The sequence below is a fragment of the Nesterenkonia lacusekhoensis genome, from assembly GCF_017876395.1.
Lineage (GTDB): Bacteria > Actinomycetota > Actinomycetes > Actinomycetales > Micrococcaceae > Nesterenkonia > Nesterenkonia lacusekhoensis.
Genome location: NZ_JAGINX010000001.1, coordinates 952,365 through 966,092 on the forward strand (window position 1 = coordinate 952,365; position 13,728 = coordinate 966,092).

At 65.6% G+C, this 13,728-nt stretch carries 9 protein-coding genes; 7 read left to right on the top strand and 2 right to left on the bottom strand.

The features are described 5' to 3' along the window. Window positions 1-88 precede the first annotated feature (88 nt). From ileS to ndk, 4 genes are read left to right on the top strand one after another with little or no spacing between them, the layout of a single operon-like run. A complete protein-coding gene (gene ileS / locus JOF45_RS04590) occupies window positions 89-3,436 on the top strand; it encodes an isoleucine--tRNA ligase (RefSeq protein ID WP_210048181.1) in 3,348 nt (1,115 codons plus the stop codon). Next, on the top strand, window positions 3,433-4,974 hold the full coding sequence (locus JOF45_RS04595) for a bifunctional folylpolyglutamate synthase/dihydrofolate synthase (RefSeq protein ID WP_245324128.1): 1,542 nt from the start codon (window positions 3,433-3,435) through the stop codon (window positions 4,972-4,974). Before ileS ends, JOF45_RS04595 begins: the two co-directional genes overlap by 4 nt. Further along, window positions 4,961-5,410, top strand: coding sequence for a DUF4233 domain-containing protein (locus JOF45_RS04600; protein WP_210048183.1), 450 nt, complete (start codon window positions 4,961-4,963; stop codon window positions 5,408-5,410). The genes JOF45_RS04595 and JOF45_RS04600 overlap by 14 nt, the downstream gene beginning before the upstream one ends. Next, the gene (ndk, locus tag JOF45_RS04605; RefSeq protein WP_210048185.1) at window positions 5,410-5,823 is read left to right on the top strand and encodes a nucleoside-diphosphate kinase; all 414 of its coding nucleotides are present in this window, start codon (window positions 5,410-5,412) and stop codon (window positions 5,821-5,823) included. The genes JOF45_RS04600 and ndk overlap by 1 nt, the downstream gene beginning before the upstream one ends. A gap of 82 nt (window positions 5,824-5,905) precedes the next feature. Here ndk and JOF45_RS04610 read toward each other — a convergent pair whose 3' ends face one another. After that, on the bottom strand, window positions 5,906-6,931 hold the full coding sequence (locus tag JOF45_RS04610) for an ABC transporter ATP-binding protein (protein WP_210048186.1): 1,026 nt from the start codon (window positions 6,929-6,931) through the stop codon (window positions 5,906-5,908). Continuing rightward, window positions 6,928-7,887 (bottom strand): ABC transporter permease, encoded by a 960-nt coding sequence (locus JOF45_RS04615; protein ID WP_245324129.1) that lies wholly within the window; start codon window positions 7,885-7,887, stop codon window positions 6,928-6,930. Before JOF45_RS04615 ends, JOF45_RS04610 begins: the two co-directional genes overlap by 4 nt. Window positions 7,888-8,089: 202 nt before the next feature. On the opposite strand from JOF45_RS04615, the gene JOF45_RS04620 reads away from it, so the two are divergent. The 3 genes from JOF45_RS04620 to JOF45_RS04630 are packed head-to-tail and all read left to right on the top strand — an operon-like array spanning window position 8,090 to window position 13,643. Continuing rightward, window positions 8,090-10,858, top strand: coding sequence for a glycosyltransferase family 2 protein (locus JOF45_RS04620; protein ID WP_210048187.1), 2,769 nt, complete (start codon window positions 8,090-8,092; stop codon window positions 10,856-10,858). A gap of 2 nt (window positions 10,859-10,860) precedes the next feature. Continuing rightward, the gene (locus JOF45_RS04625) at window positions 10,861-11,943 is read left to right on the top strand and encodes a glycosyltransferase (protein ID WP_210048188.1); all 1,083 of its coding nucleotides are present in this window, start codon (window positions 10,861-10,863) and stop codon (window positions 11,941-11,943) included. Further along, window positions 11,940-13,643, top strand: a complete 1,704-nt coding sequence (locus JOF45_RS04630; RefSeq protein ID WP_210048189.1) for a glycosyltransferase family A protein — start codon at window positions 11,940-11,942, stop codon at window positions 13,641-13,643. The genes JOF45_RS04625 and JOF45_RS04630 overlap by 4 nt, the downstream gene beginning before the upstream one ends. Window positions 13,644-13,728 lie beyond the last annotated feature (85 nt).

Consider the following 13,728-nt stretch of genomic DNA (forward strand, 5'->3'; position numbering starts at 1 on the left):
GCGGCGCAGCGGACAAGCAAGGTGGTACCGCGCTGATCAGCGTCCTTGCGCGAAGACCGGACCGTCGAACACAGCAGGATGGACCTCCATGACCGAGAACTCCTCGCCCACCTATCCGCGCACTCCTGCCTCCGGGGACGCCTCAGCCGCCTCCGAGCAGCGCCGCATCCCGGCCTCCCCGCGCTTCCCGGAGATCGAGGAGCGCATCCTGAAGTACTGGGCGCAGGACGGGACCTTCCAGGCCTCCATCGACAACCGTCCGGCCGATCAGGGAAGCCGTGAAAGCGAGTTCGTCTTCTACGACGGGCCGCCCTTCGCCAACGGTCTGCCGCACTACGGCCACCTGCTGACCGGTTACGTGAAGGACCTCGTGGCCCGGTATCAGACTCAGCGGGGCAAGCGCGTGGAGCGCCGCTTCGGCTGGGACACCCACGGCCTGCCCGCCGAGCTCACCGCCATGAAGGAGCTCGGCATGACCGACAAGGCCGAGATCGAGTCGATGGGCATCGACACGTTCAACGACGCCTGCCGCGCCTCTGTGCTGCGCTACACCTCCGAATGGGAGTCCTACGTCCACCGTCAGGCCCGCTGGGTGGACTTCGAGAACGACTACCGCACGCTCAACGTGGAGTACATGGAGTCGGTCATCTGGGCCTTCAAGCAGCTGCACGAGAAGGGCCTGACCTATCAGGGCTTCCGCGTGCTGCCCTACTGCTGGAAGGACGAGACCCCGCTGTCCAACCACGAGCTGCGCATGGACGACGAGGTCTACCAGGAGCGTCAGGACCCGTCGGTGACCGTGGCCTTCCCGATCACCGGCGGAGGACAGCACGGCGATGCCCTGGCCGGGGTCAACCTGCTGGCCTGGACCACCACGCCCTGGACCCTGCCCACCAACTTCTCCGTGGCGGTGGGCCCGGATCTCGAGTACGCCGTGGTGGAGGCGCCGGAGGACGGCCCGATGCCGGGTCGGCACCTGCTGGCCGCCGAGCTGCTGGGCGCCTACGCCAAGGACCTGGGCTTCACCGACTCGGAGGACGGCACCGACGGGGAGACCACGGCAGCCGATGCTGCGGCCGCCGCCGTCGTCGCCCGCTACCAGGGCAGCGACCTGGCGAACATCGAGTACCAGCCGCTGTGGGGCTACTACACCGACACCGAGCGGTGGGGCACCGAGAACGCCTTCCGTGTGCTCGTGGAGGACTACGTCACCACCACCGACGGCACCGGGCTGGTCCACCAGGCCAGCGCCTACGGTGAGGAGGATCAGCGCTCCTCGGAGGAGGCCGGCATCCCGGTGATCCTCTCGGTGGACGAGGGCGCACGCTTCCTGGACCTCTTCGCTGAGGAGACCCCCGACGGCGACGCCCCGCTGGCTGAGATCGCCGGGGTCCAGGTCTTCGAGGCCAACCGCACCATCATCAACCGGCTCAAGGCTGACGGCCGGCTGGTCCGCGAGCAGTCCTATGTGCACTCCTACCCGCGCTGCTGGCGCTGCCGCACCCCGCTGATCTACAAGGCGGTCACCTCCTGGTACGTGGCGGTCACCCAGTTCAAGGACCGCATGCTCGAGCTCAACGAGCAGATCAACTGGATCCCCGAGAACGTCAAGCACGGCCAGTTCGGCAAGTGGCTGGAGAACGCCCGCGACTGGTCCATCTCCCGCAACCGCTACTGGGGCAGCCCCATCCCGGTGTGGGTCTCCGATGATCCGAACTACCCGCGCACGGAGGTCTACGGCTCCCTGGAGGAGCTCAAGGAGGCCTTCGGGGACTACCCGCGCAACGCTGAGGGCGAGCCGGATCTGCACCGCCCGTGGATCGACAGCCTCACCCGCCCGAACCCGGACGACCCCACCGGCAGGTCCACGATGCGCCGCGTGGAGGATGTTCTGGACGTGTGGTTCGACTCCGGCTCCATGCAGTTCGCTCAGGTGCACTACCCGTTCGAGAACGCGGAGTGGTTCGAGGGTCACCACCCGGCAGACTTCATCGTGGAGTACATCGGCCAGACCCGCGGCTGGTTCTACACCATGCACATCCTGGCCACTGCGCTCTTCGACCGCCCGGCGTTCACCAATGTCATCAGCCATGGGATCGTGCTGGGCTCGGACGGGCAGAAGATGTCCAAGTCGCTGCAGAACTACCCGGACGTCTCCGAAGTCCTGGACCGCGACGGCTCCGATGCCATGCGTTGGTTCCTGATGAGTTCGCCCATCCTGCGCGGCGGCAACCTCATCGTCACTGAGGAGGGCATCCGGGAGAGCGTGCGTCAGGTGCTGCTGCCGATGTGGAACGCCTGGCACTTCTTCGCCCTCTACGCCAACACCGCCCAGGGCGGGGCCGGGTACCGGGCTAAGAAGGTCAGCGGCGATGAGGTGAAGAACCCCTTGGACCGCTACATCCTGGCCGCCACCGGAGACCTGGTCCGCGAGACCACCCAGGCACTGGACGCCTATGAGGTCTCCGGTGCCTGCGAGGCGCTGCGCCGCTACTCCGAGACGCTGACCAACTGGTACATCCGCCGGTCCCGGACACGGTTCTACGAGGAGGACTTCGCCGCCTATGACGTCCTCTACACCTGTCTGGAGACCTTCGCCCGGGTGGCGGCCCCGCTGCTGCCGCTGACCGCCGAGGAGATCTGGCAGGGGCTGACCGGTGAGCGTTCGGTCCATCTCTCCGAGTGGCCCGAGCCTTCGGACTACCTGCGCGACGACCGCGCCGTGGAGCTCATGGAGCTCACCCGTCAGATCAGCTCCGCGGGCTCAGGGCTGCGCAAGCAGGCCAACCGACGCGTGCGCCAGCCTCTGGCCAAGATGACGGTGGTGGTCCCCGACGCCGACGCCCTGGCCGGGACCTATCAGCAGATCATCGCCGATGAGCTCAACCTCAAGGAGGTCGAGCTGCTCGACGCCGCCCAGACCGACGCCGAGGCCTGGGGCATCGGCCAGCAGCTGGTGGTCAACGCCCGCGCGGCCGGCCCACGCCTGGGTAAGGATGTCCAGCACGCCATCAAGGGTGCGAAGTCCGGTGACTGGTCGGTCCAGGACGGCGTGGTCACCGCCGGCGGTCTGGAGCTGGTCGAGGGCGAGTACACGCTCTCCACGACAGTCTCCGAGGAGCTGGGCGATAAGGCGGTCACCGTGCTGGAGACCCCGGCCGGCGGCGGGTTCCTGGTGCTGGACACCGAGGTGACCGAGGAGCTCGCAGCCGAGGGCGCCGCCCGGGATATGATCCGCAGCATCCAGCAGGCCCGCAAGGATGCTGACCTGCAGGTCTCGGACCGGATCGCCACCACGGTGAGCGCCCCGGCAGAGACCATCCGTGCCCTGGAAGCCCACCGTGAGCTGGTCTCCGCCGAGACCCTGACGGTGGAGCTGGCTCTGAACATCGACGACGCCGCAGCCGAGCCTGTGGTGGAAGTGAGGGTCGCATGACCGATTCGGAATCCATGATCCCGGCAGGCGGTGAGCCGCTGGACAAGTTCTCGGTGGCCAGCGTCTACGCCGAGCTGCTCTCCCGCGCGCCGGAGAACAAGATGGAGCCCCGCATGGAGCCCATGCGGATGGCCATGGATGTGCTGGGTGAGCCCAACCGCTCCGCCCCGGTGATCCACCTGACCGGCACCAACGGCAAGACTTCCACGGCTCGGATGATCGAGGCCGGCCTGCTGGCCCACGACCTGCGGGTGGGTCGCTACACCTCGCCGCATCTGTCCAAGGTCACCGAGCGGATCTGCATCGACGGACGCCCGGTCGACGATGACACCTTTGTGCGCATCTGGGACGAGATCCGTCCGCATCTGACGCTGGTGGATCATCAGCTCGAGGCTCAGGGTGAGGTGCCGCTGACCTACTTCGAGTGCGTGACCATCCTGGCCTTCGCGATCTTCGCCGACGCTCCGGTCGACGTCATGGTCCTGGAGGTCGGCCTGGGCGGCATCACCGATGCCACCAACGTCGCCGACGGCACGGTCTCGGTGGTGACTCCGATCAGCTTGGACCACACCGATCTGCTGGGTGACACCGAGCGTGACATCGCCCTGGAGAAGGCCGGCATCATCAAGGAGGACGGCTTCCTGATCTCGGCCGCCCAGGTTCCCGACGCTGCCGACGTGCTGCTGGAGACTGCCCGGGAGAAGGGCGCCCAGTACCGGTTCGAAGGCGTCGAGTTCGGTGTGGAGTCCCGAGTCCCCGGCGTCGGTGGTCAGCAGGTGACCGTCCAGGGGATCGCGGGGCGCTACCCGGACATCCTGCTTCCGCTGCACGGTGCGCACCAGGCGGAGAACTTCGCTGTGGCCGTCTCCGCGCTGGAGGCCTTCATCGGCGGCGGTCAGCAGGAGCTGAACATCGAGAACCTGCAGCTGGCCGCGGAGAACATCACCTCTCCGGGCCGCCTGGAGACTCTGCGGACCGGCCCGAGCATCGTGGTCGACGCCGCCCACAACCCAGCCGGCATCGAGGCCAGCGCTCAGGCGCTCAAGGAGAGCTTCGGCCTGGCCCAGCTGGTGCTGGTGGTGGGCATCCTCCAGGAGAAGGACGCCCGGGAGATCCTGACCACGCTGTACCGCGAGTATGACGGAATGGTGGAGGACATCTGCCTGACCCAGTCCACCTCGCCGCGCTCCATCCCCGCTGCGGACCTCGCGGCCCTTGCGGTCGACGTGGGCTTCCGCGAGGAGGACATCCACATCACCGAGCGCCTGGACGAGGCCATCGATTGGGCCGTGGGCCGCTCCGATGCCTCTGACTCCGGTGACGCCGGGGGAGTGCTGATCACCGGTTCGATCACAGTGGTCGGGGAGGCCCGGACCCTGCTGGGCGCCCCGGAGGCTGAAGAGATCGACACCGGTGCGGCCGCTCAGCCGACCTCCCGTCCGGACGCGGCTGACCTCAGCGACGTGGACCTCGGACGCTTCGGCATCGAGGACGTCCGGCCCGAAGACGGCGAGGAGGACCTCGATGGCCCGGCGTGAGTCCCGTCTGGAGCAGAAGCGCCGGCAGTGGCAGCCCGGTCAGACGGCACCGCCGCGTTCGGTCAAGATCCTCTTCGCCTCCTCCGTGCTGTGCCTGGAAGCGCTGCTGATGTTCTTCTACGGCCTCATGGCCTGGGGCCTCTACCAGAACGAGTGGTTCGCCTGGTGGCTCTTCGGCGGCTCACTGGTGGTCGCCGCGCTGCTGGTGGTCAGCTGCGCGTTCCTGAGCCGGCCGCTGGGGTATCGCATGGGCTGGGCCCTGCAGCTGGTCATCATCGCCGGGGGCATCTTCGAGTGGATGATGATCCCGGTGGGCATCGCTTTCCTGCTCTGCTGGTGGTACGCGGTGACCAAGGGTGCGCAGCTGGATCGCGAAAAGATGGAAAGATACAGGATGGAAGAGGCTCTGGCAGCCGAAAGTGAGGAAGAGAACTGATGACTGAACGTACCCTGATCCTGGTCAAGCCCGACGGCGTCGAGCGTGGTCTGACCGGTGAGATCTTGCGCCGTGTGGAGGCCAAGGGCTACCGCATCGCCGAGCTGAAGCAGCTCAACGCCAGCACTGAGCAGCTGGCCGCACACTACGCGGAGCACGAGGGCAAGCCCTTCTACCAGCCGCTGGTGGACTTCATGCTCTCCGGCCCGGTGGTCGCAGCCATCCTGGAGGGCGACCGCGTGATCGAGGGCTTCCGTTCCCTGGCCGGCACCACAGAACCGACGACGGCGGTGCCGGGAACCATCCGCGGCGACCTCGGCCGGGACTGGGGCGAGAAGGTCCAGAAGAACCTCGTCCACGGTTCGGACTCGGTGGAGTCGGCCGAGCGGGAGATCGGCATCTGGTTCGCCTGATCCGCTTCGGACACCCTACAGAAGTGCCCCCGGTGAGATTCACCGGGGGCACTTCTGTATCTGCAGCTCTGGACTGAGAGGATCAGCCGGCGCGCCTAGGGCGGGTGCCCTCCTTGAAGCGGACCTGGACCGGGCTGTGCTTGAGCAGCGTGCGGTCATAGACGATCTGCGCCGAACGCTTGCGCTCCTGAGACTTGTGGGCGGTGTACTCCTCGTACTGCTGGCAGACCCATTCCGGATCGCCGTCGGCCAGCAGCCGGCCCTGCTCCACCCAGAGCACACGCGTGCACATCTGCTTGATCGTGCCCAACGAGTGGGAGACCAGGAACACACAGCCGGCCTGGGCGCGGACCTCGTCCAGGCGCTTCTTGGTCCGGGCCCGGAACTGGGCATCGCCGGTGTTCAGCGCCTCATCGATGAGCAGGATGTCGGGATCCACCGCTGTGGCGATGGCGAACTGCAGGCGGGACTGCATACCGGAGGAGTAGGTCTTCAGCGGCATGTCCAGGGCGTCCTTGAGCCCTGAGATCTCCACGATCAGGTCGTACTTCTCCTCGGCCTGCTTGGGGCTCAGCCCCATGGCCAGACAGCCCAGGCGGATGTTCTCACGGCCGGAGATGGTCTTGACCAGTGCTGCGTTGACGCCCAGCATGATCGGCGTGGAGGTGGCGTAGACCTCCCCGGAGCTGGGCCGGACCTTGCCGGTCAGCAGCTTCATCAGGGTGGACTTGCCGGAGCCGTTGGTGCCGATGACTCCCACGGTCTCGCCGTGGTTGACGATGAAGCTCATCGGCTCCAGGGCGGGGACCTCGGCCCAGCCGGAGCCCAGGACCTTCTTGACCTGGCGGGCGAACCAGTTCGTGGACTTTCGATATTCGGTCTGGGACCGAACCCGGTAGGTCATCGAGGCCTGATCGACCACCACGGAGACTTCGTCGGGGTCCACCGTCTCGACGACCGGGACCTGCTCGGTCAGCGGGTTGGAGCCCAGGGTGAGCTCCTCGACGGCCTCGTCGTCCTCGAAGTCCCATTGGGCGCCGTCGCGCTGAGGGGCTCGGGACTTCGCGTTCCAGTTGACGCGACGGGGGATGTAGCTGGTGGCGCTCATCGTTCCCTCCCGTAGGTCTCTTCACCGTGCCAGAAGATCAGGAAGCCGATGATCAGCGAGCCGGCCGCCCAGGCGCCCAGGACCACCCAGCGGTAGGGGTCGATGTCACCGTCGTAGAGCCATGCCCCGCGGATGATGTCCAGCACGCAGAAGAGCGGGTTGTGGTGCATGATCGTGGTGATCCAGTCCTGACCGGCATTGGCCCAACGATCAGGGTGGAAGAACACCGCCGAGGTGTAGAAGAGGATGCGGGTGCCGAAGCTGATCAGGTGCTTGACGTCGTTGTACGCGTTGACCGCGCGGGCCAGCGCCAGGCTCCACCCGGCCATGACCAGCAGGGCCAGCGCGACGCAGGGGAAGAACAGCAGCCAGTGCCAGTTCAGGTGGATCTCGATGCGCGGTGAGCCCTCCAGGGGAGTGTCGCCCAGCAGGTAGACCAGGCCGGCCATGACCAGGAACACCGGTACAGAGGAGAACAGCTCCCGGATGGTGCTGGAGAGCACCAGACAGGCGCGCGGGAAGTTGAAGGCTTGGACGACCTTCTGGTTTCCGGCGATGGCGTTGGAACCTCCGTTCACCGCAGAGGTGAAGAACCGGAACATGAACACGCCGATGACCAGGTAGCCGATGAAGTTCGAGATGCCTCGTCCGGTCTCCAGCAGTATGCCGAAGACGAAGAAGTAGGCCGAACCGAACAGGATCGGGTTGAACACCATCCACAGGCGTCCCAGCGAGTCGTAGCTGTTCGCCGAAGAGACTCGGGAGTGAGAGTCGTAGTAGAGGAAATGGCGGAAGCGCCAGATGTCACGCAGATACTGGAGCAATCCGGGGCGCGCCCCGACACGGACCAGCGGGGTGCCGTCCAGCTGAACAGTGCGCTGCTGTCCCGCAGTGAATGCGGGGGTTTCGCGCTCTGTGGTGGGAGCGGCCATCATCAGTCCTTCCAACGTCATCATGCGCCGGGACAAGACACACTCCCGGCGCGAAACGTGTGCCAGTCTAGCAGTGGGCCATCGTGGCTCCGCTGAGGCAGAGCACCGCCTGGCGGGTCTGCCTGAGGTGCCCGAAGTGCTGGTCTAGACTGACCAGCGCTGTCCGAGATCGCCGAAGGTTGAAAGTAGCGTATTTGTGAGCATTGTTGGAGGACTCCGACGGAGGGTGCAGAGCCTCACCCTGCTGCACTGGACTGTTCTGGGAGTGTTCGGCTTCTTTGCCGCTGCTTCCTTCGTGTTCGCTGTGCTGCAGCTGACACCGCTGGTCGTGCTCAGTGTGATGGGAGCGATCGGCACTCTGCTGCTCGTCCAGATCTACGGTGTCCGTGTGCTCTCGCGTCGTGTCCGCGGACGCAGCGCCGCCGTGGTGGCCAAACGCAGCCCCAGCACTGCCCAGCCCGCCAAGCAGAGCGTGGAGCCGGCCGGTCCGCCCTCGGCGCTCTCCGCCTGGGCCGCCAATCTGCGCTCCCGTCCTGGACAGCTCACCTGGTTCACCCGCATGGCCCGCGAGACCAAGAATGTCGGTGCGCGTGACGTCCTCGCCCTGACTGCCAGCAGCGGTGCCCTGGACTATCGCGCCCTGATGCGGGCGGTCGACGCTGCTCGGGTGGGTCGGCGTCGCAGTGAATCGGCTGCAGCTCTTCAGCGTCGACTCTGGAAGCCTGCCCTCTTCTCGCTCGCCCGAGTGCTCTACAGTCAGCGGCTGAGCACGCAGGACCTCATGGACTGCCTCAAGCTCTATGAGCTGGCTGAGGACCTCTACGACGTCGAGAACTTCTTGGAGGGCCAGGACCGTTCCTTCTACGCGGACCTGCTCACCTGGGACGGTCAGACACTGAAGGCGGAGCAGGTCCTGTCCCTGCCCGAAGAGAGACCGGATCGCGCCTACTCCCAGGCGTTCCTCGGGCTCAACGCGGTGAATCCTGTGGTCGCACGCAATCCGCACAAGGCCGGGGAGTGGCTGAGTCGCCTCAACGAGAAGTTCGAGGAGGCAGGGTTCGCGCCGCTGTCCTTCAAAGATCCGCAGAACCCGTCCTTCTACGAGATCGTGACGAACGCCTCGCCGGTCGAGGGCGAGGAGATGCCGCTGGTCACTGTGATCATGCCCATCTATGAGCCCAACGAGGCCACTGATGTGGCCATCCGCTCCCTGCTGAACCAGACGTGGAGCAACCTCGAGATTCTGATCGTCGACGACGCCTCCCCGCAGTACGACGCCGATGGCAACCCCACCGGTTTCCGTGAGCAGCTCAGTGCGTGGGAGCGCGAGGACGATCGCATCCGTGTGGTCTTCTGTGAGGAGAACCGCGGAGCCTACTCCGTGCGCAATGACGCCTTCGACATGGCCCGAGGCGACTTCGTGACCATCGCAGACAAGGACGACTGGCACCATCCGCAGAGGATCGAGTACCAGGCACGGGATCTGCGAGACACTCCTGAGAAGGCCGGAAACATCGTCAACTGGGTGCGTGTGGACGAATCGATGAAGTTCCTCGTCCGGTGGGGTCCCGACCGGGTCATCCACCCCAGCTTTGCCTCCATCATGTATCGCACCCAGGAGGTCAAAGAGACCCTCGGCTACTGGGACCCGGTTCGGAAGTCAGCGGACAACGAGTACCGCACCCGATTCGAGTTGGCGTACGGAACCAAGCTGATCGCCGATGTGTCTGTCCCGCTGGCCTTTTCATTGCTGGGAGAGGGCAATCTGACCAGCAACGACTTCGGTCTCGGGTACCGGCATCCCGATCGTGAGATCTACCAGGACGCATACCGGGTCTGGCATGAGAACATCACCGCTGGAGCGTCATCGCATCTGGACTACACGCCGGGTGAGCGACGTTGGGTGGCCCCGCCGTCCTTCCTGCCGCAGCGCAACAAAGATCACATTCCCCATTACGACGTCGTCTACCTCTCGGAGTTCGGACTGTGGGGCGGCAACACGCTCTCACTGCTTCAGGAGATCGAAGCGGCACTGGCCCAGGGGCTCTCAGTGGGCATCATTCCGCTGCAGAACGGCCTGATCTCGACCGCCGCCAAACGGCGGATGATCCCTGAACTTCAGCAGATGTTCTTGGACGGGCGGGTGGACCGCCTGACGTTGGACCGCAAGGCCACGGCTGGTCGTCTGATCATCCACTGGCCGCCGGTGGTGCAGCTGCTGCAGGGGACCGAAGCCGCCTTGGTGCCGCAGGACGTCATCGTCGTGGCCAACCGTGCCCCGGCGGTCCTCTCCGCAGGCAGCGCGAGCTACGACCTCAGCGACGTTGCGGCAAACGTCGCGGCGATGTTCGGCCGGCGGCCGCGTTGGGCGGCACCCTCGCCGCACGCGATCAGGGAGCTGCGGTCTCTGATCCCCACCGACGATGTCTTGTCCGACCCATGGGACTCGCCCGCTGAGCCCCTGCGCCGTCCTCTTCCAACGGGGATCGCCGACGGCCGAGCTCCTATGGTCGGTCGACCGTGGAGTGAGGAGGAGGCCAATTGGCCGGAGCCGTCCCGTCGCGACGTCATGTTTCCGCGCGACGGCGCGTACGGAGTCTCCCTGCGTGCCAACCTCAACACCTTGTACACACAGAAGATCCTGGCCAGGGGTGAGATGCCTGAGAGCTGGTCGGTGCGCGACCATTCGGTCACCGGCTTCGCAGAGTATCTCGACGAGCTGGACTTCCTGCTCGTCCATACTCGTGAGCTGTGGGACGAGTCGGTGGAGCCCAGCATCGTGGCAGCCCTGCGGGCCGGCGTGGTCTGCATCGCACCTGTGGAACTTCAAGAACAGTACGGTGACGCCTTGGTGTATGCAGGCCCGAAGGACGTCCCCTCGGCCGTGTCTGAACTGTGGGAGGCGGATCTCTACGCCACCCAGCAGGAACGAGGCTTCAGGTTCTTGGAAGACCACCGCACGGCAGCCGGGTACGCAGGACGTGTGAAGGCGTAGAGATGCGCACTCTGGTCTCCTTCCCACGGGCGGGGATGAACCCCTATTCCAGGATGCTCTACCTGCTTCCCAGGGCTGCGCAATGGAATGTTCGGGAGACCAGCGTCCTTACGCGCTTCGTCGAGCTTTTGGACGAGATCGGCGCAGGTGACGTCATCCACGTCCAGTGGAGCTGGCCGATCTTTCGGACAGATGCGGACCCTCAGGAGGTGGAGGAGAACCTCAGATCCTTCTGCACCGCTGTGGCGCGCGCCCGCAGCCGTGGTTCCTTCCTCCTCTGGACGGTGCACAACCTGGTCTCACACGACTCGGAGTTCCTCAGTCTGGAGCGACGGTTCAGCAATTTCATGGGGGCCTACGCCGATCATGTGATTCAGCTCAACTGCCGCACTGAAGAGTTGGTCCGCGAACACTGTTCCGTGGGCGAGGCAGAGTTCGTCACCATCGAACACTCCACGTATCGCGGGGTCTATCCGCAGGAGATCACGCGCGATCAGGCACGCGAGTCGCTGGGCATCCGGCCGGATCGTCCTGTGGTCGGTTTCGTGGGTCAGGTCCGGCCGTATAAGGGAATCGAGCGCCTCCTGGAGGCGGTCGGCTCTCTGAAGACACAGGGCCAGGAGATCACTGTCCTACTGGCTGGAAAGCCCCAGGCAGGGGTGGAGGAGGAGCTGGACAGCATTGTTGATCGGCAGGGCATCGACTGTGTGCGCCTCTATGAGTTTGTGCCGGACCACGAGCTGCAGACCTGGTTCCGTGCCGCAGATCTCATGGTCTTCCCCTACGCCAAAGTCTTGAACTCTGGCAGTGCCTATCTCTCTGCAACGTTCAGCACACCGTGCGTGCTGCCTCGTGAACCTCAGTTCGAGACTCTCTTCGAAGATGAAGACTGGGTGCATCTCTTCGACGAATCAGACCCAGAGGGGCTGAAGCACGCCATCTCCGAGGGGATCGCGGCGGCGTCGGCCTCCCGTGGCGCGGCCGATGCCTTCGCCCGCAGACATCTGCCGTGGCATATGTCCCACGGCTTCTTGGACCTGCTTCAGAGCCTGCCGGCCGGCGGAGCGGAACGGGGGCAAGGGTGATCAGGCCTGATATTTCCGTGCTGCTGATGGCCCAGGAGCAGGACGCCGTATGGCTGGACGAATGCCTGGCCTCCCTCACGGCCCAGCGCGGTGCCTCACTGGAGGTTCTCGTGGCGGGGCCCGAACCGCTGCTGGACTCTCTGCCGAAGCAGCCCGCCGGTGATTCGGTGAGTGTTCGAGCAATTCGCTCGGACTCGGGACCTGCCGGGTGGCGTCAGCTCCAGGAGGAAGCCCAGGGCGAGTTCCTCGCGTTCCTGCGCCCTGCGGATATGGCGGCACCTGCAGGGCTGGTCACTCTGCTCGCTGCCGCGCTGCGCCAGGGGGCGGACCTGGTCGTCGGACGCCACCTCGAGCACTCGGCCACCCGCACCGTCCAGCCGGTCGGCCGATGGAAGCATCTGCAGATCAGCGACCCGCACCACGTGACGGATCTGCGCCGTTCGCCTGGTCTGATCGGTCTGCGGGGTGCGCCCTGTTTTCTTCTCCGAGCGCAGTGGGCCCGTCAAGTCGGCATCGTGCCCGGTACACACGTGCTGGGAGAGGATCTGGCGCTGTCGGTGAACCTGCTGGAGAGACGTCCCCGCACGCTGCTCGTGTCCGAAGTCTGTCTGATCCAGCGGGATACCAGGCCGGCTCTTCCGCCGGGAGACAGCGCAGAGTCTCAGGGCTGGAACCGAGACGTCGTGCTGCTCCTGGAACAGGAGCTGGAGGCGGCGCAGCGTCTCATGCCGCAGGGCGGTCCTGTATGGGCGGCCTTCTGGAGGACCAGTTTGGAAGGACATGTCCGGGGTTTCCTGACTCCTCTGCTCAGGGCGGATTCCGAGGTGACTGTCGGCTCTGAGGCCCGGAGCCTTCTGCGGCGGCTGCTCGAGCTCAGGGACATCGAGGAATGGCGGAAGCTTCCAGCCCGACTGCAGTACGCCTACGCGCTGGTGGTGGACGCGGAGGTGGAGCTGCTGAGACTCGTATGGGAAGCCTGGGACAAGCGGCGCACCGTTGAGGGTATGAGCGAGCTGCGGCGGCGCGCGGCTCTGCTGGGTAGGCTGTCCCGAGTTCGTCAGCCCTCACTGGAGGCAGCGTCACGTCTGTATCACGAGTTGATCCTGGTGCCAGGGGGCCCGAAACAGCTCAGCGACGAGCAGCTCCGAGACCTCTCCCAGCTGCTGCGGCGACGGGAGACCAGCACCCTGTTCGTGCCCGCAGAATCTGTGGGACGCCATCAGAACGCGCTTCACCTCAGCCTGAGCACGGGCGATCCGGACTACGTCAACCCGCCCCAAAGGCTTCCACACGTCATGACCTGTTCGGAGGTCGTGCTGAGGGAGGACGGGGGCGTCGACGTGGAGCTCGTCGTTCCCCCGGGAGTCGAAGTCCTTGACAGTGCTGTCTTGCAGACTGTGGAGAAGGCCTGCAATGTCACTGTGCACGTGGCAGTGCGTACCGAGGGGGAGAGGCATCGGATCCGCATCAGCCCGGAGGAGGTCCGGGAGGAAGGGCGGTACCTCCTCACCTTGAGCCTGCGCGGATACAAAGCCTCGACCGAGGCTTCTGTCTCGCTGCATCCGGCGGTGGAGCTTCCTGAAGCTTCGGCCTTCGCGCCGTTAGCTCCCCAGAGGGACGAAGACGGCGGCTTGGAGATCCTTCGGCGTGCACCGCTCGTCCAGAGAGCCGTCAGGGTCTTTCGAGGCTCGCGGGGCTGAGGGCAGGGAGCCGGGAACTCTGGGGTAACCGGGGTACGATGGATCGCTGGACACGGCCGGAACCGGCCGTGCTGATCGTTCCCGA

What these genes read in the sequence shown, in the direction of transcription:
- JOF45_RS04595 (WP_245324128.1), top strand. Translation starts at nt 3,433, where the DNA reads ATGACCGATTCGGAATCCATGATCCCGGCAGGCGGTGAGCCGCTGGAC.
- ndk (WP_210048185.1), top strand. Translation starts at nt 5,410, where the DNA reads ATGACTGAACGTACCCTGATCCTGGTCAAGCCCGACGGCGTCGAGCGT.
- JOF45_RS04610 (WP_210048186.1), bottom strand. Translation starts at nt 6,931, where the DNA reads ATGAGCGCCACCAGCTACATCCCCCGTCGCGTCAACTGGAACGCGAAG.
- ileS (WP_210048181.1), top strand. Translation starts at nt 89, where the DNA reads ATGACCGAGAACTCCTCGCCCACCTATCCGCGCACTCCTGCCTCCGGG.
- JOF45_RS04615 (WP_245324129.1), bottom strand. Translation starts at nt 7,887, where the DNA reads ATGATGACGTTGGAAGGACTGATGATGGCCGCTCCCACCACAGAGCGC.
- JOF45_RS04625 (WP_210048188.1), top strand. Translation starts at nt 10,861, where the DNA reads ATGCGCACTCTGGTCTCCTTCCCACGGGCGGGGATGAACCCCTATTCC.
- JOF45_RS04600 (WP_210048183.1), top strand. Translation starts at nt 4,961, where the DNA reads ATGGCCCGGCGTGAGTCCCGTCTGGAGCAGAAGCGCCGGCAGTGGCAG.